Source organism: Telmatospirillum siberiense (assembly GCF_002845745.1).
Classification (GTDB): Bacteria; Pseudomonadota; Alphaproteobacteria; order Rhodospirillales; family Magnetospirillaceae; genus Telmatospirillum; species Telmatospirillum siberiense.
The window spans coordinates 77,705-101,632 of record NZ_PIUM01000022.1 but is presented as its reverse complement, the minus strand read 5'-3'; the positions used below and the strand labels follow the sequence as shown (position 1 = coordinate 101,632).

General features: G+C 59.2%; 25 protein-coding genes, 1 tRNA gene and 1 riboswitch. Of the genes, 16 read left to right on the top strand and 10 right to left on the bottom strand.

Annotation, left to right across the window (positions count from 1 at the left end):
• Positions 1-92: 92 nt before the first annotated feature.
• Positions 93-1,364, bottom strand: a complete 1,272-nt coding sequence (eno, locus tag CWS72_RS17780) for a phosphopyruvate hydratase (RefSeq protein ID WP_101251971.1) — start codon at positions 1,362-1,364, stop codon at positions 93-95.
• A gap of 98 nt (positions 1,365-1,462) precedes the next feature.
• A riboswitch (Fluoride riboswitch) is annotated at positions 1,463-1,523 on the bottom strand.
• Positions 1,524-1,619: 96 nt separating this feature from the next.
• The gene (locus CWS72_RS17775) at positions 1,620-3,275 is read right to left on the bottom strand and encodes a SulP family inorganic anion transporter (RefSeq protein ID WP_199175765.1); all 1,656 of its coding nucleotides are present in this window, start codon (positions 3,273-3,275) and stop codon (positions 1,620-1,622) included.
• Between the two features lie 542 nt (positions 3,276-3,817).
• On the opposite strand from CWS72_RS17775, the gene CWS72_RS17770 reads away from it, so the two are divergent.
• Positions 3,818-4,750, top strand: a complete 933-nt coding sequence (locus tag CWS72_RS17770; RefSeq protein WP_101251969.1) for a DMT family transporter — start codon at positions 3,818-3,820, stop codon at positions 4,748-4,750.
• Positions 4,751-4,804: 54 nt separating this feature from the next.
• On the opposite strand, the gene CWS72_RS17765 is transcribed toward CWS72_RS17770, so the two are convergent.
• Positions 4,805-5,584 (bottom strand): nitrate- and nitrite sensing domain-containing protein, encoded by a 780-nt coding sequence (locus tag CWS72_RS17765; protein WP_158240705.1) that lies wholly within the window; start codon positions 5,582-5,584, stop codon positions 4,805-4,807.
• A 1,023-nt stretch (positions 5,585-6,607) separates the two neighbouring features.
• Between CWS72_RS17765 and CWS72_RS17760 the strand changes: the two genes are divergently transcribed.
• The 4 genes from CWS72_RS17760 to CWS72_RS17740 all read left to right on the top strand — a co-directional run bounded on the left by CWS72_RS17760 (position 6,608) and on the right by CWS72_RS17740 (position 9,797).
• On the top strand, positions 6,608-7,897 hold the full coding sequence (locus tag CWS72_RS17760) for a sensor domain-containing protein (RefSeq protein WP_158240704.1): 1,290 nt from the start codon (positions 6,608-6,610) through the stop codon (positions 7,895-7,897).
• A 272-nt stretch (positions 7,898-8,169) separates the two neighbouring features.
• Positions 8,170-8,364 (top strand): response regulator, encoded by a 195-nt coding sequence (locus CWS72_RS28825; RefSeq protein WP_101251966.1) that lies wholly within the window; start codon positions 8,170-8,172, stop codon positions 8,362-8,364.
• Positions 8,365-8,479: 115 nt separating this feature from the next.
• Positions 8,480-8,980 (top strand): GreA/GreB family elongation factor, encoded by a 501-nt coding sequence (locus CWS72_RS17745; RefSeq protein ID WP_101251965.1) that lies wholly within the window; start codon positions 8,480-8,482, stop codon positions 8,978-8,980.
• A 52-nt stretch (positions 8,981-9,032) separates the two neighbouring features.
• Entirely contained in the window at positions 9,033-9,797 is a 765-nt protein-coding gene (locus tag CWS72_RS17740) for an enoyl-CoA hydratase-related protein (RefSeq protein ID WP_101251964.1), read from the top strand.
• Between the two features lie 188 nt (positions 9,798-9,985).
• Here CWS72_RS17740 and CWS72_RS17735 read toward each other — a convergent pair whose 3' ends face one another.
• A complete protein-coding gene (locus tag CWS72_RS17735; protein WP_101251963.1) occupies positions 9,986-10,195 on the bottom strand; it encodes a cold-shock protein in 210 nt (69 codons plus the stop codon).
• A gap of 388 nt (positions 10,196-10,583) precedes the next feature.
• Between CWS72_RS17735 and gyrA the strand changes: the two genes are divergently transcribed.
• The 6 genes from gyrA to CWS72_RS17705 all read left to right on the top strand — a co-directional run bounded on the left by gyrA (position 10,584) and on the right by CWS72_RS17705 (position 15,504).
• A complete protein-coding gene (gene gyrA / locus CWS72_RS17730; RefSeq protein WP_101251962.1) occupies positions 10,584-13,274 on the top strand; it encodes a DNA gyrase subunit A in 2,691 nt (896 codons plus the stop codon).
• Entirely contained in the window at positions 13,246-13,800 is a 555-nt protein-coding gene (gene coaD, locus CWS72_RS17725; protein WP_101251987.1) for a pantetheine-phosphate adenylyltransferase, read from the top strand. The genes gyrA and coaD overlap by 29 nt, the downstream gene beginning before the upstream one ends.
• 24 nt (positions 13,801-13,824) lie before the next feature.
• The gene (locus CWS72_RS17720) at positions 13,825-14,325 is read left to right on the top strand and encodes a peptidylprolyl isomerase (protein WP_241911788.1); all 501 of its coding nucleotides are present in this window, start codon (positions 13,825-13,827) and stop codon (positions 14,323-14,325) included.
• A gap of 50 nt (positions 14,326-14,375) precedes the next feature.
• A complete protein-coding gene (locus CWS72_RS17715; protein ID WP_241911793.1) occupies positions 14,376-14,894 on the top strand; it encodes a peptidylprolyl isomerase in 519 nt (172 codons plus the stop codon).
• A gap of 46 nt (positions 14,895-14,940) precedes the next feature.
• A tRNA-Lys gene (locus CWS72_RS17710) sits at positions 14,941-15,016 on the top strand.
• Between the two features lie 74 nt (positions 15,017-15,090).
• Positions 15,091-15,504 carry a PEP-CTERM sorting domain-containing protein gene (locus CWS72_RS17705; protein WP_146002793.1) on the top strand — a complete coding sequence of 138 codons (414 nt, stop codon included), beginning with the start codon at positions 15,091-15,093 and terminating at the stop codon, positions 15,502-15,504.
• Positions 15,505-15,545: 41 nt separating this feature from the next.
• Here the strand turns inward: CWS72_RS17705 and CWS72_RS17700 are convergent, their stop codons facing one another.
• Positions 15,546-16,796: an MFS transporter gene (locus tag CWS72_RS17700; protein ID WP_158240703.1), complete on the bottom strand. Its 1,251-nt coding sequence runs from the start codon at positions 16,794-16,796 to the stop codon at positions 15,546-15,548.
• Between the two features lie 390 nt (positions 16,797-17,186).
• Between CWS72_RS17700 and CWS72_RS17695 the strand changes: the two genes are divergently transcribed.
• Both CWS72_RS17695 and CWS72_RS17690 read left to right on the top strand, forming a co-directional pair.
• On the top strand, positions 17,187-17,465 hold the full coding sequence (locus CWS72_RS17695) for a c-type cytochrome (protein ID WP_101251957.1): 279 nt from the start codon (positions 17,187-17,189) through the stop codon (positions 17,463-17,465).
• 141 nt (positions 17,466-17,606) lie between these two features.
• Positions 17,607-18,365: a sulfite exporter TauE/SafE family protein gene (locus tag CWS72_RS17690; RefSeq protein WP_101251986.1), complete on the top strand. Its 759-nt coding sequence runs from the start codon at positions 17,607-17,609 to the stop codon at positions 18,363-18,365.
• Between the two features lie 116 nt (positions 18,366-18,481).
• Here CWS72_RS17690 and CWS72_RS17685 read toward each other — a convergent pair whose 3' ends face one another.
• Positions 18,482-19,309 (bottom strand): flagellin, encoded by an 828-nt coding sequence (locus CWS72_RS17685; protein ID WP_101251956.1) that lies wholly within the window; start codon positions 19,307-19,309, stop codon positions 18,482-18,484.
• A gap of 238 nt (positions 19,310-19,547) precedes the next feature.
• Here CWS72_RS17685 and CWS72_RS17680 point away from each other — a divergent pair, with 238 nt between their 5' ends.
• Positions 19,548-19,895: an Hpt domain-containing protein gene (locus CWS72_RS17680; protein ID WP_158240702.1), complete on the top strand. Its 348-nt coding sequence runs from the start codon at positions 19,548-19,550 to the stop codon at positions 19,893-19,895.
• A gap of 56 nt (positions 19,896-19,951) precedes the next feature.
• Here CWS72_RS17680 and CWS72_RS17675 read toward each other — a convergent pair whose 3' ends face one another.
• The gene (locus CWS72_RS17675) at positions 19,952-20,377 is read right to left on the bottom strand and encodes a response regulator (protein WP_101251954.1); all 426 of its coding nucleotides are present in this window, start codon (positions 20,375-20,377) and stop codon (positions 19,952-19,954) included.
• A gap of 85 nt (positions 20,378-20,462) precedes the next feature.
• Entirely contained in the window at positions 20,463-20,861 is a 399-nt protein-coding gene (locus CWS72_RS17670) for a hypothetical protein (protein WP_101251953.1), read from the bottom strand.
• Positions 20,862-21,049: 188 nt separating this feature from the next.
• Here CWS72_RS17670 and CWS72_RS17665 point away from each other — a divergent pair, with 188 nt between their 5' ends.
• Positions 21,050-21,277 carry a hypothetical protein gene (locus tag CWS72_RS17665; RefSeq protein ID WP_146002792.1) on the top strand — a complete coding sequence of 76 codons (228 nt, stop codon included), beginning with the start codon at positions 21,050-21,052 and terminating at the stop codon, positions 21,275-21,277.
• Positions 21,278-21,418: 141 nt separating this feature from the next.
• Here the strand turns inward: CWS72_RS17665 and argE are convergent, their stop codons facing one another.
• The gene (argE, locus tag CWS72_RS17660) at positions 21,419-22,594 is read right to left on the bottom strand and encodes an acetylornithine deacetylase (RefSeq protein ID WP_101251951.1); all 1,176 of its coding nucleotides are present in this window, start codon (positions 22,592-22,594) and stop codon (positions 21,419-21,421) included.
• 29 nt (positions 22,595-22,623) lie between these two features.
• Positions 22,624-23,103, bottom strand: coding sequence for an NUDIX hydrolase (locus CWS72_RS17655; RefSeq protein WP_101251950.1), 480 nt, complete (start codon positions 23,101-23,103; stop codon positions 22,624-22,626).
• A gap of 115 nt (positions 23,104-23,218) precedes the next feature.
• Between CWS72_RS17655 and CWS72_RS17650 the strand changes: the two genes are divergently transcribed.
• Positions 23,219-23,911 (top strand): DUF502 domain-containing protein, encoded by a 693-nt coding sequence (locus tag CWS72_RS17650; RefSeq protein WP_101251949.1) that lies wholly within the window; start codon positions 23,219-23,221, stop codon positions 23,909-23,911.
• The last annotated feature ends 17 nt before the right edge of the window (positions 23,912-23,928 follow it).

Here is a 23,928-nt window from a genome sequence, read left to right as displayed (position 1 = left end):
AAAAATGGCGGGAATCGACAGGTTCCCGCCATTTTTTCATCATGAGCAATATTCGGATCGGTTTATTCCCGCCGTTCGAGGATGTGCGGCGCTCACGCGAGTGGCGAGCGGAAGACCGCCGCCTTGCCCAATTCGGCCTCGATCTCCAGCAATCGGTTGTATTTGGCGATGCGTTCGCTGCGGCAGGCCGAGCCGGTCTTGATCTGTCCGCCGCCCATGGCGACGGCGAAGTCGGCCATGAAGGTGTCCTCGGTTTCGCCGGAGCGATGGGAGATGACGAAATTCCATCCCGCCTCCCGGCAGAGGCCGATGGTCCGGATGGTCTCGCTGACGGTGCCGATCTGATTGAGCTTGATCAGCACGGCGTTGGCCGTCTTCTCGGCGATGCCCCGGTGGACGAAGTCCGGGTTGGTCACGAAAACGTCGTCGCCGACGATCTGAATGCGCCCGCCTTGCGCCGCGGTCTGTTTGGCGAAACCGCTCCAGTCGTTCTCGTCCAGCCCGTCCTCGATGGAGACGATGGGAAAAGCGTCGAGCCAGCGGCCGTAGAGCGCGATCATCTCGTCGCAGGTCTTCTTGCCCTGGCCGGACTTGGCCAGGCTGTAGATCCCGTCGGAATAAAATGAACTGGCGGCCGGATCGAGGGCGATGGCGATGTCCCGGCCGGGTTTGTATCCGGCCGCCAGGATGGCTTCGACGATGACTTCGCAAGCCTCTTCGTTGCTTTTGAGATTGGGGGCGAAACCGCCCTCGTCACCCACCGAGGTGACGTAACCCTTCCGGCCCAGGATTTTCTTCAGTGTGTGGAAGGTCTCGGCGCCGTAACGCAGCGCCTCGGCGAAGGTCGGCGCGCCGATCGGCATGACCATGAACTCCTGGAAATCCACGCTGTTGTCGGCGTGTTTTCCGCCGTTCAGGATATTCATCATCGGCACCGGCAGGCGGGTCGCACCGGGTCCGCCGAGATAGGCGTAAAGCGGCAGCCTGGCGGACTGCGCCGCCGCGCGCGCCGCCGCCATGGAGACGCCAAGGATGGCGTTGGCCCCCAGTCTGGCCTTGTTGGGCGTGCCGTCGAGTTCCAACATCAGGGCATCAATTTCAGCCTGCCGGGCCGGGTTCAGACCGATCAGCCGGGCCGCGATCTTGTCGTTGACGTTGGCGACGGCCTTGAGGACGCCCTTGCCGTCGTAACGGGATTTGTCGCCGTCGCGGAGTTCCACCGCCTCATGTTCACCGGTCGAGGCGCCCGAAGGAACCGATGCCGACACGCGGGTGCCGTCATCCAGCGACAGATGTACGCGGACGGTGGGATTACCGCGCGAATCGAGGATTTCCTGGGCTGAAATGGAGGCGATCGTGCTCATGGCGTTTTTCTCCTCTGGTCAAAGGGGCGAGGAGTTCGCGGCGATAAAAAAGCCACCCGCGGTGGCTTTTTGTCGCAAGCCTCCCACCGCCAATCCCTCGCGCGGTAGGAGTCATCAGCCCGGCGGGCGGTTTCGGGGGACCCCATCCCCATCGACTGAATAAAAAAGGTAGGCCGTGGTCGGGCGTTGGTCAATGGCCCGAAGTCCATAGTCGGGACAACGAATTCAGATTTAAAAAAGCGTCACACTCATGCTTCATCCCCGTGAAACAGGCCGTGAATTGTTCGCCCCCGCCGGGGCCAAGGTCCTGACCGCCTCATCCACGCTGTGAAACAAATGATCCCGGCCCAGAATGTCGGTGATGCCGAACCGCGAGAATGCTTCCTGCGCTCTGACCGATTCAAGACGCGCAACGGCGAAGGCGATGCCCGCGGCCTGACAGTGACGGATGATCGCGGCGACGACTTTCGAGGCGGTATAATCCAGTGCAATGATATTTCCGGCCTCGAGAACCACAAGATCGGGAGTCTTCGGGCGGCGTTCGAGCGCATCCTGCAGCCCACGCCTGAAGTCATTGGCGTTCAAGAAGGAAAGCGGCGCCTGGAACGCGATGACGACCACCCCGGGAAGCGTCTCGCCCCTCAAGTCGGTGTTCGGCGCCCACCAGATGGACGTGCCGGGAACGTGGACGAACTCGATCAAGCGAGCATGCATCGCCGACCACATGCCATGCAGGAGCGAGAGCACGATGCCGACCGCGACGCCGGTTTCTATCGGCAGGGCCACGATCGCGACCATCGTGACGATGACCAGGATGAACTCCGTGAAAGTCCGGTGATAAATCTCGACCATGTCGCGGATACGAAAAATACGGAAGGCGATGAAAATCAGGATGCCGGCCAGGGCCGCCTGCGGCACATGGAACAGGAGCCCGCTCCCGAAGGTGACGAGTCCGAGAACGAGGGCCGCCGCCATCAATCCGGCCATTTGAGACCGGCCCCCGGTTTCCTGCACGATGGCGGTGCGCGGCGGACTGGCATTCACCGGGAATGCGCCACACAGACCGGCCAGGATATTGCCGACGCCGATGCCGATGAAATCTCGATTGACGTCGGGCGTCTCCCCGGGGTCGGATGGAAAGGATCGTGTCGTTGCCGCGGTTTGCACCATGACGATGATCGAGACGATCAGGGCCAGCGGTACGAGGTGGATAAGCTGGTCCGGAGTGGTTGCCGGCACTATGACGGACGGCAGTCCACCGGTCACCGGTCCGAGGACGGCTACTCCCCGATGTTCGAGGCCAAATCCGAGGACGCAGGCGGTGGCCGCGAGGATACCAATCAGCGCGCCCGGAATACGCGGGGTGATCCGATCGGACGCAATCGTGAAGACAAGGACTCCCAGTCCCAGGGCAAGCGCATGGAGATTAGTCCGATCGAGGCCGGTCAGGACGCCGGCGAGACGACGGACCACATGCTCGCCCGTGATTGAAATTCCCAGAAGGCCCGGCAACTGCGAAACGATGACATGAATCGAAACGCCTGCGAGGAATCCGGTGATGACCGGTCCGGAGAGAAGATCGGCGATCCAGCCCAGCCGGCACAATCCTCCCCCGATCAGTATGATACCGACGATCAGCGCGACGATTGCCGCCATTCCGGCGTATTCGGCCGTTCCCGTTGCCGCCAGCAGGACCAGGCCGCCGGTGAAGATGGGGGTGATCGTCGAATCGGCGCCGGCGGAGAGAAACCGGCTGACGCCGAAAACCGCGAAAGCGAGGGATCCCGCGATAAAGGCGAAAAAGCCGATTTCCGGTGGAAACCCGCCGAGATGCGCGGTGGCCATTTGTTCGGGAATGGCGATGGCGGCGAGGGTGACGCCCGCAATGACGTCGCGATGCAAGACATCCACGCGATAGCCCGAAAGCGATGGAAAAAACGGCCGGGCTTGAGGCGGCGATCGTGTCTTGTCTTGTGGGATGTGAACTGGACCTTGCATGGCGGGATCACCCTTCGTTAGGGCTCGTCGCGAAATAATCGCACGAAATCCCATCCGACGCCCGGACTCCGATGCCGAAATCCAATCAGAGCTTTCATCCTTAGGCTCTGGGCCGAAACAATCGCTCCAGAGCCTAAGGGTTTATATGATGCCTGCGCCTCCGGCTTCGGCCGGCTCATGCGCCGCTCGGGCTTCAGGGCTTAGAGCGATAATTTCGCCCCAAGCCCTTAGGGCCTGTCGCGAGACTATCGCTTCAACCCCTAAGGATTTCATATGACTCCTGCGCTCCGCTAAGGCGGGCTCAATCGGCGCTCAGGCTTGGCTAACCGGATGATGGGATTGACACTCATACGAATGTGATCATATCGTAAAAATGTGATCACAATTTTCAGCCCTCGCCCATACCTTGTTCGGCGTCCGGAGCAAGGCGTCCCTTCGCTTGGAAAACTCCACTCATGTCACGCCTTGCCGCCAATCTGTTGCTGGTTCTGACCGCCGTCGTCTGGGGATTGGCCTTTGTCGTCCAGAAGGTTGGATCCGATCACATCAGTTCCGCCACCTTCATCGCCGCCCGGCTTTTCCTGGGGGCTTTGGTCGTCCTGCCTTTCGCTCTCATCCATTGGCGGCGAAAACGCGAGCCTTTGCGGCGCGAGGATTGGGGGATGATGGTCACGACCGGCCTGGTCCTGTGCGCGGCATCCGTGACCCAACAATTCGGGGTGGAGGAGACCTCGGTCGCCAATGCCGGATTTCTGACCGGATTGAATGTACCGATGGTGCCGTTGATCGAACTGCTGATATTGCGAAAAAAGCCCCATCCCATCATCTGGCCCGCCGCCGGCCTGTCTCTGGTCGGCACCTATTTGATGAGCGGCAGCGGCGACCTATCCTTTGGAAAGGGGGATGCCTGGATCGTTCTCAGCAGCCTGTTCTGGGCCGTCCACATCATTCTGATTGGACGCACATCCAGCCGGACCGGCCTGCCGACCCTGTTGGCGGTCGTGCAATATCTGATCAGCGCCGTTCTATGCGCGGCCTGGGCCTTGGCTTTCGAGCCCCCCATCATGCCGGGGCTTCAAGCCGCCTGGAGGGAGATTCTGTTTATCGGCGTGATGGAGGTCGGCCTGGCCTATACCCTGCAAACCATTGCGCAGCGTTACAGCAATGCTGCCGACGCTGCGGTCATTCTCAGTGGTGAAATGTTGTTCGCCGCCCTGGGCGGCATGCTGTTTCTCGGGGAACGGATGAGCCTTCTTCAGGCGATCGGCGCCGCCGCTATTTTGTGCGGCATGCTGGCGGTCCAACTGGGACCGATGTGGACGTCTCCGTCTCGTGCGGGTATTCCGGTCATGCGAGGCGGCGCAGCGCAGCCATCACGAGATGTGTAACTTTTAGCAGAAAAATATTAAATGCATTCAGTCACGCGTTTGGGGGGCCATGCATCATGCTCGCACCGTCCGCCGGTAGAATGACAGTTCCTCCGGCGAGGCATAGGTCTGGAACCGAGCTTTGTAGAGGTTCTGCCTATCGAGGAAGCTTTTCAGTTGCATGCGCAGATCGGAGTCGAAGTGTCCGGTTGAAAAGCCCGCGACGGCATTGGCTCTGGTCGCGCCGGACATTTCCTTGAGCCACACGATACTCTCGTAAGTCTGGGCGAAGACCGGCAAATTTCCCCGCCGGATCAACGGCAGCGTCTGGCTTGTCGCATCGAGGAGCTTGCCGATCAGGCCAAAAGTATAGAACTCGTTGAGATCGTTGACGGCAAGGGTCTGGGAATCGACAGCCGCGCGTTTGGCTTCGATTTGGTTGAGATTGGCTTCGGCGGCTAGATAGGCTCGGGCGGCATTGCCTCCTTCAGCCTTGAAATCGCTGGCGGAGACGGCGTCTGTCAGTTTTTTGATGCTCGCGTTGGTGGCGGCGCGTGCCGTCGTCAATTCGGATCGCATTTCCTTGCCGCGGCTGACGGCGAACATGGCCGAGACGCCGGCTTCGCGTTGCAACGTCGTGACGAGATCGCCGATGGCGCTGGTGACTGTCACGGTTTTCAATGTCTGGGACAAGGATGCCCTGTTGTTCCAGTCAGCCTGGATTGTCCAGTAAACATGTCCAACCAGGCTAAGGGTTGGTATCGCCGCAATGAGTAAAATCCTTGTGAGGATAGTGAGATTCGACAAGGGTGAGGAGTGAATGTGCGCGGAATAACGCGGTTCTGTCTTAGCCATTGTTGATCTCCTTGGGAATAAGGAACCGGTCGGTTTATCAAGGCGGACATTGCGCGGGGCGTTTTTATGGGAACGTCGATGCATGCCGCCCCAAGTGACTGCATCTCCCATGTCTTTTCGGTTCCCTTCCGATAGACATATTTTTTTATTGCTACTTCTCCAATCGATTATGAAATCGTATGTCATATAACATGTAATAATTAATGCTGTATTGTGAATATATTTTTGTAAAGCACCTATATGGTAAATTGTCAGACAGAATTGGTAAGATATATTTCTGATATAAACTGGCCTTACCGATTTATATGCCGAGATTAAATTATCTAGAATGAAAAATTCCATATATATATTAATACTATACTATTAGTTGTGTATGAAATATTGTCGGCGCGTGTGACGACAATCACAGCAATAAGGCCTCTTAGAGGTATAATTATTCTAAATTAAGTTGTGCTTGTGCACTGTCCAGGACGTTCTTGTTTAACCGTCATGGTCCACTGATATCCGGCTCGCGCCGTAAATGCGAGGTGGCCGGACGACCGTCGGAGTCCAGCAGGGGATGATGCCGATTATTTTGAGCCAGCTAATCCCTCTCAGGCCTGCGGCGCTTGCGTTCGTGCTGGGCTGGAGTTGCATGTGTTGTGCGACTTGATGCGCTTATTTTTCCAAGTTCTAAGACGTATTTTTTCGAGTGAAAAGTATAGAGGAGAGGTGAATCCGGGAACTATCTTCATCAAGGTGGATGACCATTTGGGGATAACCTGGGAGTTTTCCCGTCAATGGATCTCTGTCGATGGTATTCTTCATGTTCAATTATGCCTGACCACCGAAATGGCAACGTCTATTACTATCTCGGCCGAGGTTCTTTTAGATCATAATTTCTGGCGGACTCTTCGGTCGGACTCGTGAGCTTGGGTGATAACGGACGACAGAAAAATTCGAACAAGGACACTCATATCGATCCGCTAAAGAAGATTTTTCAATTGTCCCTGATGTCTAGACAGAAATATAGGGATGGAATACATGAACGTCTCGCAGACGAATAATGGAATGTATGGCCGAAGAATGGCTGAAATTAGATCAAAATGCGATGATATAGTGGATAATATTCTTGTAGAAGACTGTCATATTGTGATCGCATTGCTCAATTTGGAGTGGCGTTATCTTTACGTCTCGATGGCGAGTTTTGAACTTTTCGACCAGACCGAAGAGGAGTTGCGTGGATGTCTGGTCACCGATTTGGTTCATGCGGACGACGTGGCGTTGTTTTCATCAAGCATAAAAGAAATACAAGAAAAATCCGGCGTTCGTACGATCATCTTCCGGCGTCTGGGAAAGGACGGTCGGTATTTCTGGATTGAATCAAAAATACAGGGCGTGCGAGACAACGACAACAACGTTACGCAAATCATTTTTGTGGCCCGTGATATTTCGAAAAGACTGCAAGTAGAGGAGGGAGTTCGCATTGCAACAATGATGAATGCGGATGAAATACGGAAAAAAGACGACCTGGGACTATCTGCTCTGGAAACGGAACTGCGGACAGCGATCCGAGAGGGGCAATTGATCCTATACTATCAGCCACAGGTTGGTGGTACGGGGGCGCTGACCGGAGTCGAGGCTCTTGTGCGTTGGCGGCATCCCGAACGAGGCTTGATATTTCCCGATCAGTTCATTCCGCTTGCCGAGGAAACCGGGCTGATTCTGCCGTTGGGGTCCTGGGTTCTGGAAACAGCCTGTGCCCAATTGGCGGCGTGGGCCACTCGAATGGAAACGGCGCACCTTACCCTGGCGGTAAACGTCAGCGCCCACCAATTTCGGCAAACGGATTTTGTCGAATTGATTCTGACAACGCTGGACCGCACCGGCGCCGATCCGCGGAAATTAAATCTGGAACTGACCGAAAGCGCGTTGCTCGACGATCTTGATGATGCCGTCGCTAAAATGGCCATGACGAAGGTATCTGGCCTGCGCTTCTCCTTGGATGATTTCGGCACCGGATACTCGTCACTGGCCTATCTGAAGAGGCTACCAGTCGACCAACTGAAAATCGACCGATCCTTCGTTACCGATGGGCCTTCCGATCCTGCCGCCGCCATCGCCAAGGGAATAATCTTTCTGGCACAAAGTTTGGGGATGGATGTGATCGCCGAAGGTGTGGAAACGGAACGGCAGCTGAGTTTTCTTAAGAACTGCGGTTGCGGTAACTATCAAGGATATCTTTTCAGCCCGCCGCTGTCGCCGGAAGCGTTCGAAGATTTCCTTTCCAAACCGTGCACCGCGTCACGTGCCGGCGCGGAGGGGGGGCGGTGAATCGACGGTGGACGGCTTCCAAGTCTCTCCGGAAGGCTCCCCGAAAAAGCGATGAGGTAACCGTGGACGAGTGCACAGCAAAGATGATCGCCGACGCCTACGATGAAACCGTATCGGAGGCTCTCGGACACGGCCATTCGTCCGAAATCGCCCATCGCGAAGGCATTACCGCAGCGGCGATGTTCCTGGCCTCTCTTAACGGTAGCGACGATACTTCGGCTCGCGTTAAAGTTGAGGGCCTTGGGCTTAGCCCCCTTTGAAGAGATGCTTGGATGCTGACCGGCATTATCGTTGAGGACGCTGCGTTACAGAGGCGGGTTTTAGACAAGATGTTACGACAACTCGGCTTTGAGACGGTCCTGGCAGCCAACCTTCATGAGGCACGGGAACTGTGCGTGGCAGCCTTACCCAACATGGCGCTGGTCGATTGGAACCTGCCGGACGGGAGTGGCGGAAGCACCCCGTAGCGAACATGATTCCCGTCAAATGTTCCAAAAATATTTATTATTATCAATCTGTTAAACTAATGACAAAGAAGGGTGTTCAGCTTAGGCTGTGGGTAGTCGAGAAGGAGGCGAAACGATGAGCAGAGCCTTCGTACGCGAGCCCGACGCCGATGATGGTCGCGATGACGAACCGCTCCCACCCGACAGTCCTCATCCTTATTACCTGACTCCCGGGGGGCTGATCGGCTTGCAAAAGCGCCTGGAGGCGCTGGAAGGCGATCGGATGGCCATCCCCGCCGGCGAGGCCGATCCGGGCGAGGTGCAGCGGCGCAAGCGTCTGACCCGTGAGCTTCGTCTGCTGGAACGCAAGCGGGCGCGGGCCATCGTCATCGACCCGACGGCGCATCCCAGGGGCAAGGTTGCGTTCGGCCATGTCGTGACGGTCGAGGGCGACGATGGTAAAATCCTTCGTTTCCACATCGTCGGCGAGGACGAGGCCGTTCCGGCTGAGGGGCTGATCAGTTGGTTGTCGCCATTGGCTCAGGCCCTGCTGGGGGCCGGACCACAAGACCGGGTGATTTGGCGCCGCCCCGCCGGAGATGTCGGTCTGACCATCTTGTCCATCAGCGGGACGTGACGATACCTTGAGATTCCCTGGGCATCAAAACTGAGAGGGGACACGCCGGGAGATGACCGACCTTATCGAAATCAGTCGCGACGGCGCCGTGCAGATCGTCCGCATGGCCCGACCGGAAAAGAAGAACGCCTTGACTCAGGCCATGTATGGCGGCTTGGCGAATGCCCTGGCCGCCGGAGAGAAAGACGATGACCTGCTGGTCCATGTTCTGGCCGGGGCCGGTGCGGATTTCACCGCCGGCAACGATCTTAATGATTTTCTCGCCCTGGAAAGATTGACCGGCACCGATCTCGAACGGTTTCTTTTGACGCTGGCCGGTCTTGAGAAACCGGTCGTCGCCGCCGTCAAGGGGGCCGCGATCGGGATCGGCTCGACCATGCTTCTGCATTGCGATCTGGTGGTGGCCGCCACCGACAGCCGGTTCCAGTTCCCATTCGTCAATCTTGGATTGGTGCCGGAGGCGGCGTCGAGTCTTCTGCTGCCCCGTTTGTCCGGCTATCAGCGGGCGGCGGAACTGCTGCTGTTGGGCGAGCCCTTCGATGCCGGCAAGGCCCGGGAAATCGGCCTGGCCAATGCCGTTGTCGCGGTCGGTGAGGAGGAGGGGGCCGCCTTGGCTCTCGCCCATCGGCTGGCGGCGCGGCCGCGCCAGGCCTTGCGTCAGGCCAAGGCCTTGCTGAAGCGGGAACCGGAACCGGTGACGGAGCGAATCGCGCGGGAAGCGCGGCTTTTCGAGGCGGCCCTGCGGTCGGAGGAATTGCGCGAGGCGGTGGCGGCATTCCGCGAGAAACGTCCGCCGGATTTTTCGCGCTGTCGTTAGGGCGGAAAGCGTTAAATCCGCGTCACTCGGTCATTCCCGCTTTCGCGCCACGACATTCGCGCATCTTTTTTTTCGGTAGAGAAAGTTGGACAAACGGGGCCCTGAATGCGGAAAGCGGCCGGAACTTGCGTTCCGACCGCTTTCAACGACGTCAGGGTGTGCCGCGGCACACGCCGGATATCAGAGCCTTAGAGGGCCTTGATATTGACGGCCGCGCTCTTGCCCTTGCGGGGGTCGATCTCTTCATCGAACGAGACCCGCTGGCCATCGTTCAGGCTCTTCAGGCCGGCGCGCTCAACGGCCGAGATGTGGACGAACACGTCGGAACCGCCGTTCTCCGGGGTGATGAAGCCGTAACCCTTAGTGCCATTGAACCATTTGACAGTGCCGTTCGGCATTTGATGTCTCCAAGTAGTGAGTAGCGCTGCACGTCTTCGTGCAACGCATCAAGTGCCGGACGAGTAGCGTAGCTTCCCAGGGCAGAATGATGCGGCCAGTGTCGTTGCTCTCCGGCAAAATTACAAGCAAAACCGTTATAAATGTTCCGATCTATCCGTTCGGTGGAGGTTCGGGGCGTTCTCTAATTCCTTTAGTGTAAGCCGGATCTGTCGGATGGCTTAGTTCCCGGCAACAGCGGGACCGCATCGGGACGATGCCGGGGTATTCGCCCGGGGATTCCGCGCGGCTTGTTCCTCCAAGCGATATCTGCTACTTTGCCGGCCCGAAAGTACTATCCCTATGGTCGCTGCCGCGTTCCATACATTCCCTGACATTTGAGATGACCCATTGACCACGCCTCCAACATCGCTGCCATTCGACATCACACCGGTGACCATCGAAGAGGAGATGAAGCGCTCCTACCTCGACTACGCCATGAGCGTGATCGTCTCCCGCGCTCTTCCCGACGTCCGAGACGGGTTGAAGCCCGTGCACCGGCGCATCCTGTTTTCGATGAAGGAAAGCGGGTACGACTTCAATAAGCCGTTCCGCAAGTCGGCCCGCATCGTCGGCGACGTCATGGGCAAGTACCACCCGCACGGCGATTCGGCGATCTATGACGCCATGGTCCGCATGGCGCAGGACTTCTCCATGCGCCTGCAGTTGATCGACGGGCAGGGGAACTTTGGCTCGATGGACGGCGATCCGCCGGCGGCCATGCGATATACCGAAGCCCGTCTGGCCCGTGCCGCGGCCAGTCTGCTCGACGACATCGACAAGGAAACCGTCAATTTCCAGTCGAACTATGACGACACCACCCACGAGCCGATGGTCCTGCCGGCGCGGTTCCCCAACCTGCTGGTCAACGGCGCGGGCGGCATCGCGGTGGGTATGGCGACCAACATTCCGCCCCACAATCTGGGCGAGGTGATCGACGCCTGCTGCGCTTATATCGATAATCCGAACATCACCATCGAAGAACTGATGCAGATCGTCGAGGCGCCGGACTTCCCCACCGGCGGCATCATTCTCGGGCGTTCCGGCATTCGCGCGGCCTTCACCACCGGCCGCGGCTCGGTGATTCTGCGCGGCCGCTGCCATTTCGAGGAAGTCCGCAAGGACCGCACCGCCATCATCGTCACCGAGATTCCTTATCAGGTGAACAAGTCGCGGATGATCGAGCAGATGGCCGAACTGGTGCGCGACAAGCGCATCGAGGGCATTTCCGATCTCAGGGACGAATCCGACCGCGACGGCGTGCGCGTCGTCATCGAAATCAAACGCGACGCCGTGCCGGATGTGGTTCTGAACCAGCTCTATCGTTATACGCCGCTGCAATCCTCGTTCGGCGTCAATATGCTGGCGCTGAATGGCGGCCGGCCGCAGATGATGCCGCTCAGGGACGTCATCGTCGCCTTCGTCGCCTTTCGCGACGAGGTCATTACCCGCCGGACCATCTTCGAACTGGGCAAGGCCCGGGACCGGGCCCATGTGTTGGTCGGACTGGCCATCGCCGTCGCCAACCTCGATCCGGTGATCAAGCTGATCCGCGCCGCCGCGGATCCCAATACGGCGCGCGAACAATTGATGGCCCGGGATTGGCCGGCTCACGACGTCGAGCCGCTGATCGTTCTGATCGACGAGCCCGGCCATGGCGTGGTCGATGGCCATTACCGGCTGTCCGAAACGCAAGCCAGGGCCATCCTCGATCTGCGTTTGCATCGCCTGACCGGTCTCGAGAGGGACAAGATCCATTCCGAGTTGACCGAGATCGGCGAGCAGATCCGCGAGTTCCTCCATATCCTCAGTTCCCGCGAACGGCTCTACGAGATCCTCCGCGAGGAACTGGTCGAGATGAAGACGCAGTTCGCCACGCCGCGGCGGACCAGCATCGAAGAGAACGAATTCGAAGCCGACATCGAGGATCTGATCGCCCGCGAGGACATGGTGGTGACGGTGACCAACACCGGCTACATCAAGCGGGTCCCCCTGTCGGAATACCGGACCCAGCGCCGCGGCGGCAAGGGACGGTCCGGCATGAGCATCCGGGAGGAGGACTTCGTCACCCAGGTGTTCGTCGCCAACACCCATACGCCGATCATCTTCTTCTCCTCGACCGGCATCGCCTACAAGATGAAAGTCTACAAGCTGCCGCTGGGCAATCCGCAGGCGCGCGGCAAGGCGATGGTCAATCTGCTGCCGCTCGACCAGGACGAGACCATCACCACGGTCATGCCGTTGCCGGAGGACGAAGCCGGTTGGGCCGATCTGCATGTGATGTTCGCCACGGCCTCGGGTTACGTGCGGCGCAATCTGCTGTCCGATTTCACCGACATCCGCGCCAATGGCAAGATCGCCATGAAACTGGACGAGGGCGATCGTCTGATCGCCGTGCAGACCTGCACCGAGCAGGACGACGTTCTGTTGGCCGCGCACAACGGAAAATGCATCCGTTTCCCCGTTACCGACGTTCGCGTCTTCAAGGGTCGCGATTCAACCGGTGTGCGGGGTATCCGTCTGGAAGACGGCGACGAGGTGATCAGCATGTCGACGCTTTCGCATGTCGAATTCGACAGCGAAACCCGCGATTCCTACCTGCGTGGCGATCTGCCCGCCGAGGATCAGGAACGTCTGGCATTGCTCGAACAGCATATCCTGTCGATCAGCGTCAACGGCTTTGGCAAGCGGACCTCCGCCTACGAATATCGCATCACCGGTCGCGGCGGTTCCGGCATCGCCAACATCGACCTGACCGAGAAGACCGGTCCGGTGATCGCGTCCTTCCCGGTCCTGCACAGCGACGAGATCATGCTGGTGACCAATGCTGGCAAGCTGATCCGCATTCCCGTCGACGGCGTGCGGATTGCCGGCCGCAAGACCCAGGGTGTCATGCTGCTGCGCACGGCCGACGATGAAAGCGTGGTTTCGGTCGCTCGCCTGGGCGACGTCGGCGGCAATGGAGACGATGCCGACGGTGGGGACGAAGGCGATGACGACGCCGTCGAGCCCGATGAAAAGGACGCGCAAGGGGAGGCATGAGTTGGCGGTTGAACGCATTGGTATCTATCCCGGAACCTTCGATCCTCTTACCTATGGTCACCAGGACATCATCCAGCGTGCCAGCCGTGTCGTTGATCGACTGATCGTCGCCGTCGCGCATAACGCCGGCAAGACCCCCCTGTTCACCATGGAGGAACGGGTGGCCATGGCGGAGAGGGACATCTCCGCCATGACGATCAGTACCGGCACCAAGATCGAAGTCCGTTCCTTCGACATACTTCTGATGCATTACGCCGAGGCTTGCGGCGCCAATGTCATCATTCGCGGCTTGAGGGCCGTGTCTGATTTCGAGTATGAATTCCAGATGGCTGGAATGAACGCCCGCTTGAATCCCGGCATCGAGACGCTGTTTCTCATGGCCTCCGAGCGCTGCCAGTTCATTTCGTCGCGATTCGTCAAGGAGATCGGCCGCCTGGGCGGCGATATTTCTTCTTTCGTTTCTCCCAGCGTGCGGGCCGAACTGGATCGACGCTGGGCGGATAGCCCCGCCGGCAAAGGCGAATAGTTTATCATTCCCGGAGCGATGAGTATGACAGAAACCCCCACGACGGCTGACCGCGAGAACACGCTTTACCTCGATCTGAAGGATGGCCGCGTGGTGATCGATTTGCGCCCGGATCTGGCGCCCAATCATGTGGCGCGGATCAAAGAGCTGGCCCGGGAAGGCTTCTATGACGGATTGGTCTTCCATCGCGTCATCGAAGGGTTCATGGCTCAGGGCGGCGATCCCACCGGCACCGGATCGGGCGGCAGCGGCAAGAAGCTGCCTGCGGAATTTTCCAAGGCGAAACATGTGCGGGGCACCTGTTCGATGGCCCGGGCGGCGTCGCCGAACAGTGCCGATTGCCAGTTCTTCATCATGTTCGAGCCGGCGCGCAGCCTGGATGGGCAATATTCCATCTGGGGCCAGGTGATCGAGGGCATGGAGTTCGTCGATAATATCAAGCGCGGCGATTCCTTCGCCAACGGCATGGTCGACGATCCCGATAAGATCGTCCGCCTGCGTGTCGCCGCCGATGTCGAGGAATGAACCGGATGTCCTGGATCAAGTCTCTGTTCGTTTGCCTTTGCCTCGCCGGCATGGCGGCGGCTCCGGCCGCTTCCGCCGCGGCGCCCATCAAGGATCCGGAAAACACCCTGGTCATGCAGTTGAAGACCGGCCGGGTGGTGATCGCCTTGCGTCCCGATCTGGCGCCCAAGCATGTGGCCCGGATCAAGGAGCTGGCCCGTAAGGGTTTTTATGACGGAACGCCCTTCCACCGGGTGATCCCCGGCTTCATGGCCCAGGGCGGCGATCCGACGGGAACCGGGCGCGGCGGTTCGGGGTTCCATCTGCCGGCGGAGTTCTCGCGCGAAAAGCACCTGCGCGGCACGGTATCGATGGCCCGTGCCTCCGATCCCAACAGTGCCGATTCGCAGTTTTTCATCTGCTTCGCCCCGGCGCCCGCGCTTGATGGCCAATACACCATCTGGGGCCAGGTGATCGACGGCATGGAGTTCGTCGACCAGATCAAGAAGGGCGACGCCGCCGACAACGGGGCTGTTAACGGTCCCGATCGTATCGTTTGGATGAAGGTCGCCTCTGACATCAAGGAATGATTGACCGGGGCGATTTTGCTCCCTATGGTGAGCGCCCCGTCAAGGGGAGCGCGTAGCTCAGCCGGTAGAGCAACTGACTTTTAATCAGTAGGCCATGGGTTCGAATCCCATCGCGCTCACCAATTAGAACAAAAGGAGTTAGAGGCCTTCGGTCTCTAACTCCTTTTGTTTTTGGACGGCCGAACAGAAGACGGTCTTGGATGTTTTCGGTGAGCCTGTGTGGGCGTTAACCGCGTCATTCGTGCTCAGCGCCCTGACCATCGGGGCCACCTATCAACTCAGCTTCCTGCAATGGGGCGACAATGAACCGGGAGGATCCTACTGGGGAAGCGTCGCGGCGAATGGTAAGACGGTGCTGACGTACTCCGGCACGGATAGATCCGCCGGAACAAACGCCGGAATCACCAGAACAGTGGAATTCATCGCCGTCGCAAGCAGCGAGACGATAACTTTCGCGGAAACGGGCTCATCCGGGGGAGCCTCTCCCATCATCAGCGATATTGCCGTCTCCACGGTCCCCTCGCCGGGGACTCTCTCCCTGTTCGGCTCTGGCCTGATCGGCTTTGCCGGTTTGTGCTCCGCGCGTCGACGCCGGAAGGCTCAACCCTAAAAAGTATTTCGGCGCCTCCGCTTCCGGCCCCTTTTGCCGTCTTATGATCCATTCGAGGCCGCGATGCGGCTCGTCTTGATCCGGGTCACGCAGAGGCCGCTGCCCAACATCACCACCGCCGTGGCGGACAGCAGCAGGAAGCCGGCGGTCCACCCGCCGAAAGTCTGGTTGAGGCTACCGATGACCAGGGGGCCGACCGAAGACAGGCTGTAGCCGATCCCCTGAACGAAGGCCGAGATCCGGCGGTTGTCCTGAAGATCGTGGGCATGGTTCATGATGAGCATGAAAACGACGGTGAATCCGCCGCCGGTGGCGATGCCGCCGGTGATCGACCAGATGATCCATCCGTGTGGCGCCATCAGGAGGCCGAGCGGCGTGATGATCCAGCAGACCGCCATGACGACCAGCAGCCAGGGAAGGGGGGCACGGCCGGCCAATGCCGGCGCGCCGAACGAGCCCAGCAGGGCCAGGATCTGAAAGACGGAGGCGACGAGGCCGGCCTCGGAGGCATTCATGCCGTCGGCCTGGATCAGATAGGCGGGGAGCCAGGCGGTGATGCCGTAATAGATAAAGAGATGCGTGCTGAAGGCGATCACCAGCAGCCAGGCGATGGGACGGCGACGAACAGGCGGTGGCGGAACTTCGCTCGCCTGTGTTTTCGCCGGCCGGAGAGCGGGGGGGCCGGATTCAGCGTGGTGCCGGGGGACGGTCGCTACGCCGCGCGACGAGGCGGCGATCCATAGCGCGATGCCGGGAATCACCAGGACGGTGACGGCCGCCAGGGCAACCCGCCAGCCGACAAGTCCAGCCAGAGGCGCCGTCACCGCCGAGGTCATCATCGTTCCGACATTGAGCGCGGAGGTGTAGATGCCGGTAACCATGCGGGTGCGCTGGGGAAAATCTCGCGCGATGACCATCAGGCAGACGATATTGCCGATGGTCAGGGCCGCCCCCAGAATCAACGTGCCGAAAAGGGCTAGGCCGGCACCTCCCGACGAGCGGACGATCATACCCAGGGCGGCGCCGGCCAAAGTGACGAAGATCGAAGCTTCGATCCCGGCGCGTCCGATCAGCCATGACGCCAGTGGCGTCAGCATGCCGAAACATAATATGGGAATACTGGTCAGCAGACCGATCGTCACCGCGCTGATGGCCAAGCCCTGGCGCAGGTCGTTGACGATGGGGGCGATCGCCGTCAGCGGGCTGCGTAAAATCAGCGCCAGGGTGACCAGCGCCGACAAGATCAAAAATCCGCCATGGCCCCCGGCGCCATGGTGTTTCCTGATATTCATGGCCCGGCCAGTCATACAGCAAGGTGGAAAAATTTTCCATACCTGACGATTATTCTAAAACGGATTAGAATCTTGACTAAGTTTTCCTTCAAACAGGGGAGCGGGTAAAGATATAAGGGATCGGGGGCGTCATCGGGTGTCCATGACGGCAATGGGTGGGACGACGCCTTTTCCCGTTTTCGGCGAGTCGGGTGTGGAGTGGTGAAGGGACTTCATGCCAGTCGGGCAACATTCTCTGCCTATGGGATATTGCCCGGCGCGCATATATGTGCATGCTGGCTCGCTCTTTCAAGAATATGTCGCCTTTCCTATGAACTAAGTAGTAGTGTCCAGCGCGATCGGATAGCTTATCCGCCGTTCGATCATACCAGACTCTCTTTTCAAGGATTTATGATGAAACAGTCATTCATTCTCGTTGCCGTCGCTTCCGGATTCGTTTTCGCCGCCGGTTCGGCTTTCGCCGCCGACGCCGCGGCCGGCAAGGCGACCTTCGAGCAGTCCTGCGCTTCCTGTCATGAACTGGTCGACTGGAAGGGCAAAAGCGAAGCCGACATGTCCACCATGATCAAGGACGTGGTTGCCGGCAAGGTTAAGCACAAAAAGGCCATCAAGCTGGAAGACGCCGAGATCGCCAACGTTTCGGCCTTCGTCGCCGCCAACGCCAAGTGACCTTCCTGCGGCGTCCGATCTGACGCCCGCATCTTTCGGTTGTCTTGTGGTGATACGACTTGGCGGTGCCATCCGGTTTATGAAGACCGCATCCGCCGCCAAGCCGACCTTGCCGCCGAGGTGTCGCCAAGGCGTGATGACGTGATCGACGATCCTTTTTTTTATATCGCCGCGATCCCGGCGGTCATTCTTCTGGGGCTAAGCAAGGGCGGCTTCACCGGCGTTGGCATGCTGGCCATGCCGTTGATCGCCCTGGTTATTTCCCCCATCCGTGGGGCCGCCATCATTCTGCCGATTCTGATCGTGCAGGATGCCGTCGGGGTATGGGTTTATCGAAAAGCCTGGGATCGGCGAAACATGGCCATCCTACTGCCCGGCGCCTTTGCCGGCGCTTTACTCGGTTATCTGTTCGCCGCCCGGGTCTCCGACGAGGCTATTGCCCTCGCTGTCGGCGTGATCTCGGTTCTGTTCGGCTTACGCAGGCTGTTTTTGGAACGCGGGGGGCGACCCTTGGAACCATCGCGTCCGGGGATCGCGGCGGGGGTGCTGTGGGGCGGGATGTCGGGATTCACCAGCATGATCGCCAACGCTGGAGCGCCGCCCTTTCAAGTCTATGTCATCCCCCAGAAGCTGCCGAAGGAGATGTTCGTCGGCACGGGGATCTTGTTTTTTGCGGCGCTCAACTGGTTCAAGCTGCCTTTGTTCATCGCTCTCGGTCAATTGACGGGAGACAGCCTCAAGACCTCTTTCGTCCTGTTTCCGCTGGCGATCGCCTCGACCTGGGCTGGGGTTCTCCTGGTTCGGAAAGTACCGGCTGAGAGATTTTTCACGTTGATCTATCTGCTGATGATCGTGGTTGGCGCCAAGCTTTTGTGGGATGGCGGCCGGGGCTTGTTCTGACCGTCGTCGCTCTCGTCTTACGCCGCCCATGAAAAAAGCCCGGTGACGGTGAGGCGATCGGAGTCGCCTCACCGTCACCGGGCTGGCCGCTGGAGGGGGGGGCCTCAAGGTGCCGGTTACGACTGCAGCAGTTTCAGAAGTTCTTGCGGCAACTGCGAGGCCTGGGTCAGGGCGGCGACGGAAGCCTGGGTTTTCACATCGCTGGAAGAGAGATTGGATTTCACCTGCGCCACGTCGGCATCGAGAATCACCGAAGCGGCCGAGGAGATATTCTGGATGTTGGTGGAAATGTCCTGTCCGCTGAAGTTGAACTGCGATTCATAGGCGCCGATCCTGGCTCGGTCCTTGGTGACGTTGTTGATCGCCGAACCGATCTTGTTGATGGCCTGCAACGCCGTGGCCGCCGAGCTCACCGTCGAGCCCGTGCTGCCCAGGAGGCCGGCGACTGAGACAGTGGCCAGCGAAACGGTCAGGAAGTTGGACGACAGGGTGCCGACGAGGAACTTCACGTTGCTGAGGAAGGAGCCGGTGAGCAGGGTCTGTCCGGCATAGGTGGTGCTGCCGACGATGCTGCTGATCTCGCTTTTGAGCTGCGTGTATTCCGTATTGATGTCTTCCGAGCGCTGGACATTGGTCACCTGGCCGGAGGCTGCTTCGGTGGCCAGCGCCATCATGCGCTGGAGAACGTTGCTGATCTGGGCTAGTGCGCCGTCGGCCGACTGTAGAATGGCCGTACCTTGCTGCACGTTGGTCGAGTCTTGGCTAAAGACGATGACGTTGGCTTGCAATTGAGTGCCGATGGCGAGACCGGCGGCATCGTCGGAAGCTTGCACGATGCGCGAACCGCTGGCGAGTTGCGCAAGCTGGCTCGTCTCTTTGGTCGAGTTCAGGTTCAGATAATTCAGCGAGGCATTGGCCGCGTTGTTTGTCGAAATGACAGGCATGATGACCCCCCATGCGGGCTAAGCCGAATTCACATGCTTTCCATCATTTACACAAAACGGTTAAATAATGGTTATCATAACAGTGAAGATTCTTGACACTAGTAAGCTAGGCAAATTTTTCTTACTGTCGGAAAAATTTGCCTACTTAGGGTGATGTGGTCTGTTTCTGTTTCTTTTCATTCATGGCGCACTTATTTTTGCATCGGCTATTGTGTCGGTCATGATGAAGGTGGGACAAATGACATCCTGGAATTCCGAGAAAATTCTTGATCCGGGACCGTTGACCGAGGCGTTCGGTAGTATCGATGCCGATGCCCGGAAGACCCTGGAGCTTTTTTTGACCAGTACTCGGCCATTGCTGGGTGCGCTACAGATGAAGCTGTTGACCGGGGATCTGAGCGGTGCCGCGGCGGCGGCCCATTCCGCGAAGGGGGCGGCAAACGTCACGGGGGCGTTTCGCCTGGGATCCCTTTGCGCCGAGATTTGCACCCTGTTGCGGCAGGGGGATGGCGAACGGGCGCAAGCATTGGCGATCGGTCTGCCGGACGCTTTTGCCGAAGTGCAGGAGGCTATCCGGCGGCTTTGATCGTCGGGGCGTCGATGAGGGGCAATGAGGCGAGCCACGTCAGGGACTCGCCGCTATCACTTCCAGGTCAGGGCGCGGCGCTTGTTGAGAACGCTGACGATTTTGCTCTTGAGGTCGACGAGAGAGACGGGTTTCACCAGATAGCCGTCGACTTCGTTTTCGATGGCCGCCATCACCGTGGCGCGTTCCGAATCACTGGTCAGGAAAACAACGGGAACGCGGGGATCTCCTATGCCGTCCCGGCCGCTTCGCACATCGCGCAGAAACTCCAGGCCATCCACCGGATCCATCTTGATATCGCAGAGAATGAAGTCCGGCGTCGTGGTGCGCAGCAAGGTGAGGGCCGAGGCTCCGTCCGTTTCCTCAATGACCCGACCGACATTAAGGCGTCTCAACAATTGAACGATGAGGGAGCGCACATATTCCTGATCGTCGACAACCAGGAACGTCAATTTCTCGAAATCGATCTCACGCGGCGCCATACGAAATCTTCAAAAAGGAATCCCACGCCTTCAATTGGTTCCGGGCCTCCTCCCGGAGGCGGCGGCCAATCCTTAAAGCCACATGCTACCGGCGGTATTTATCGGCAACTTCCTGCATAGCGCGAATGACCTGCGCAGCAAAGGTTTGTCGTAGAATCTTCACTTTTGCAGTGAACATCTTATCATCATATTTGTTTTCCTCGAGCCTTTGTTCCGCGCGGACCAGGGCCGAGGTGCAGCGGTCGTGGATGGCCTTCTGCCAATCCTCGGCGGTGAACTTCGGCCGGGCGGCGACCGGAACGGCCACCCAGATGCTTTCGGCCAACGAAACCAGCTTGTCGTGGTTCACGATGTCCGTGCCAAGCGTCTCCTCGATATCACGACGGATATTAGCGGCGCTGCTCAGCTTGCTTTTTCGCTCTTCCTCCGACAAGGCGCCGGCGATTTTACGAAGACGAGAAGGATCTCCCTGCACAATGACCATCCGTCCATAATCGATAATTGAGGGATTTTGCCACTAGTTGCGGTCACGAACAATCTCGCCGTCGCATCTCCGCGATTTCTCTGCGGTCGGCGTGACAATGCGATTATACAGCTCATGGATATCTGGTAGAATAATTTAGAATATTATTCTACCTTTTTTGGGCGTTTTCGTTCGTGGAGGCCATGGCCATGACCACGTCATACGATCCCTTCATCAAGATCCAGATCGCATTCTGGGAGGGCTGGATCCGTTTCGCCACCGATAGCTGCCAAATCTATGGGAGGCTCATCGAGCATCACGGCAAAATTCTTGAGCAACAAGGCTGCTTCCGGTTCCATAACGTCATTCCGCAGGGCGCCGACTGGTTCGATCATTACGGTAAGCGCAACCACGACGTCGATGTGGAAAAGGTTTAGAGCATCGTGCGTCAAATCTGACGTACGATGCTCTAAAAGCGGCCATTGAGGCCGCGGCCAAGCACGCGGATGCGTGCGCCCGGCGAGGGCTTAAACAAGCTAGGCCAGGGCAATCGGGTGAACCCGATTGCCCTGGGTGCCTCAGCGGCAGACATGATCCATCAGGCGGCGGAGGAAAGCCTCTCCTTGCACCAATTGATCGGCGGAGATGAATTCGTCGGGACGATGCGCCTGATCGATAAAACCCGGGCCGCAGACCACGGTGGGAACACCGGCCTCGTTGAAAAGGCCGGCTTCGGTGCCGAAGCTGACCCGCCCGGTCTGATTGGCGCCGGTCAGCGCGGTCACGAAGCGTACCGCCGGATGATCGTCCGGAAGGTCGAAGCCGGCGGTATCGTTCATCATTTGGAATTCCACGCCGGTCGTCGCATCGACCTCTTTCATTTCGGGTTCGATCTGATCTTCGGCGAAATGCCGGATTTCCTGATAAAGGGCATCCGAATCATGGCCGGGCAGGGCGCGGATCTCGAAGTCGAACCGGCAATCGCGCGGCACGATGTTCAAGGCTCTGCCCCCTTGCACGGTTCCTGTATGCAAGGTGGTGTAGGGGGGCTCATAGGCCGGGTCGAAAGGCCCGTCGCGGCGGATGCGCCGTTGCACGGCTTTGATATGGGCGATGACCTCGGCTGCGGCCTCGACGGCATTGACCCCCTGGCCGAGGGCGGAATGGCTTTCCTTTCCATGCACGTGGCAGCGCAGGCTTTTCTTGCCTTTGTGGCCGGCAATGACCTGCATTCCGGTCGGTTCGCCGACGATGCAGAGTTTCGGCTTGATCGGCAGCCCGGCCATGTCGGCGATCAGGCGCCGCACGCCGACGCATCCCAATTCCTCGTCATAGGAAAAAGAAAAATGGAGCGGCGTCGCCAGGCCGCGCGCCAGAAACTCCGGCGCGAGCGCAAGGCAGAGGGCGATGAAGGATTTCATGTCGGCAGATCCGCGGCCGAAATATTTTCCGTCGCGTTCGGTCAGGCGGAAGGGATCGCTGCTCCAATCCTGGCCTTCGACCGGAACCACGTCGGTATGCCCGGAAAGCATGATGCCGGGGCGGTCATCGGCGCCCAAGGTGGCGTATAGATTGGCCTTCCGGCCACTATCGTCGTAGGTCAGCCGGCATCGCGCGCCCATTCCCTCCAGGGTTTCGCGCAGGAAGGCGATGGCGTCCAGGTTCGAACGCTGACTGGTGGTATCGAAGCCGACCAGACGTTCGACCATTGCGAGAACGGAAGAGGAGGGGGGCATATCGGGTGCGTCATCCATTCTGTCAAAGGGCCATCATAGACCCTGGTTCAGGTTTCGGCCAAGGCGTCGAGCGAGAGAAGGGCTCCGCTGCGCCGGGGATTGCGTCGTTTTTCGACGCCGAGGGCGACGACCCGTTGCATGGCCCGGCTCAGGCGATAGTCGTCGAGATGCCGGGGATCGGCCCAGGCCACGGCGTCGGCGTCGTCGCCGGCCACGGCCTCTCCGGAAAGCCATTCCGCCTCCACATCGATCACCGTGTAATGAAAGCGCGGTTCGGCATCGGCCCCGTCGATCAGATCGACCACGGCCAGCAGGTCGGTGACACGGATGGCGACACCCGTCTCTTCGAGAATTTCGCGCACGGCCGCCTGTTCAACCGATTCCCCCAGTTCCTGGCGCCCGCCGGGTAGGGTCCAGCTTCCCTGGCGGGGCGCATGGCCCCGGCGGATCAGCAGGAAGCGGCCGTCTTTCCAAACCATGGCGCCAACGCCGATGAGCGGGCGGGGTGGTGGAGCATAGTCATTCATCGAAGGTCCGTTTCTCCGCTGGGATCGCCTTTTCGACCGCTGCCTCGGGGGCGCGTTGACTCCTGGGGAAGCTACGCGAGACAATCGTCGTTTCCACGCGGCAGAAAGAAAAGCGATGACAGAACCAAACCACGACGCACCGCCAACCGCCGACACAGGCGGGCATGTTACCCTGGTGGGACGGCTGCGCGCTTATTTTTTTGCCGGTGTGCTGATTACCGCGCCGATATCCATCACTTTTTATATCGCCTGGTTGTTCGTCGATTTTGTCGATCGGCAAGTAACGCCCTTGCTGCCGGCCTCGATGAATCCCGCGCTGTGGGGCGTCCATGGTTTCGGTCTGCTGCTGGTGGTGGCGGCGCTGACCGTCGTCGGCGCCCTGACGGCCGGCTTCCTGGGGCGCGTCTGGCTGCGCTTCAGCGAGGCGATCATGCAGCGCACGCCGGTCCTGCGCGGCATCTATTCGGCGGTGAAACAGATCTTCGAAACCGTTCTCGCCCAGAAATCCCAGGCGTTCCGCGAGGTTGTGCTGATCGAATATCCCCGGCGCGGCATCTGGACGGTCGCCTTCATCACCGGTCAGACGGTCGGCGCCATTTCGCGCCCCGTCGGCATCGATCTGGTCAATGTCTTCGTGCCGACGACCCCCAACCCGACATCGGGCTTCCTGCTGTTCCTGCCGCGTAGCGATGTTCATCTGCTCGACCTGTCGGTGGAGGACGGCCTCAAGCTGGTGATCTCGGGCGGTATCGTGGCGCCACCGGAACGCCGTCCCGTCGACGATTGGGAAAACATCCCGATGGCGTGAGGGTGAGGATTTGAGGG

What these genes read in the sequence shown, in the direction of transcription:
- CWS72_RS17695 (WP_101251957.1), top strand. Translation starts at nt 17,187, where the DNA reads ATGATGAAACAGTCATTCATTCTCGTTGCCGTCGCTTCCGGATTCGTT.
- CWS72_RS17655 (WP_101251950.1), bottom strand. Translation starts at nt 23,103, where the DNA reads ATGAATGACTATGCTCCACCACCCCGCCCGCTCATCGGCGTTGGCGCC.
- eno (WP_101251971.1), bottom strand. Translation starts at nt 1,364, where the DNA reads ATGAGCACGATCGCCTCCATTTCAGCCCAGGAAATCCTCGATTCGCGC.
- CWS72_RS17685 (WP_101251956.1), bottom strand. Translation starts at nt 19,309, where the DNA reads ATGCCTGTCATTTCGACAAACAACGCGGCCAATGCCTCGCTGAATTAT.
- CWS72_RS17650 (WP_101251949.1), top strand. Translation starts at nt 23,219, where the DNA reads ATGACAGAACCAAACCACGACGCACCGCCAACCGCCGACACAGGCGGG.
- CWS72_RS17745 (WP_101251965.1), top strand. Translation starts at nt 8,480, where the DNA reads ATGAGCAGAGCCTTCGTACGCGAGCCCGACGCCGATGATGGTCGCGAT.
- CWS72_RS17720 (WP_241911788.1), top strand. Translation starts at nt 13,825, where the DNA reads ATGACAGAAACCCCCACGACGGCTGACCGCGAGAACACGCTTTACCTC.
- CWS72_RS17715 (WP_241911793.1), top strand. Translation starts at nt 14,376, where the DNA reads ATGGCGGCGGCTCCGGCCGCTTCCGCCGCGGCGCCCATCAAGGATCCG.
- argE (WP_101251951.1), bottom strand. Translation starts at nt 22,594, where the DNA reads ATGGATGACGCACCCGATATGCCCCCCTCCTCTTCCGTTCTCGCAATG.
- CWS72_RS28825 (WP_101251966.1), top strand. Translation starts at nt 8,170, where the DNA reads ATGCTGACCGGCATTATCGTTGAGGACGCTGCGTTACAGAGGCGGGTT.
- CWS72_RS17670 (WP_101251953.1), bottom strand. Translation starts at nt 20,861, where the DNA reads ATGGTCATTGTGCAGGGAGATCCTTCTCGTCTTCGTAAAATCGCCGGC.
- CWS72_RS17675 (WP_101251954.1), bottom strand. Translation starts at nt 20,377, where the DNA reads ATGGCGCCGCGTGAGATCGATTTCGAGAAATTGACGTTCCTGGTTGTC.
- CWS72_RS17765 (WP_158240705.1), bottom strand. Translation starts at nt 5,584, where the DNA reads ATGGCTAAGACAGAACCGCGTTATTCCGCGCACATTCACTCCTCACCC.
- coaD (WP_101251987.1), top strand. Translation starts at nt 13,246, where the DNA reads ATGAAAAGGACGCGCAAGGGGAGGCATGAGTTGGCGGTTGAACGCATT.
- CWS72_RS17760 (WP_158240704.1), top strand. Translation starts at nt 6,608, where the DNA reads ATGAACGTCTCGCAGACGAATAATGGAATGTATGGCCGAAGAATGGCT.
- CWS72_RS17740 (WP_101251964.1), top strand. Translation starts at nt 9,033, where the DNA reads ATGACCGACCTTATCGAAATCAGTCGCGACGGCGCCGTGCAGATCGTC.
- CWS72_RS17665 (WP_146002792.1), top strand. Translation starts at nt 21,050, where the DNA reads ATGACCACGTCATACGATCCCTTCATCAAGATCCAGATCGCATTCTGG.
- CWS72_RS17735 (WP_101251963.1), bottom strand. Translation starts at nt 10,195, where the DNA reads ATGCCGAACGGCACTGTCAAATGGTTCAATGGCACTAAGGGTTACGGC.
- CWS72_RS17700 (WP_158240703.1), bottom strand. Translation starts at nt 16,796, where the DNA reads ATGAATATCAGGAAACACCATGGCGCCGGGGGCCATGGCGGATTTTTG.
- CWS72_RS17680 (WP_158240702.1), top strand. Translation starts at nt 19,548, where the DNA reads ATGACATCCTGGAATTCCGAGAAAATTCTTGATCCGGGACCGTTGACC.
- CWS72_RS17770 (WP_101251969.1), top strand. Translation starts at nt 3,818, where the DNA reads ATGTCACGCCTTGCCGCCAATCTGTTGCTGGTTCTGACCGCCGTCGTC.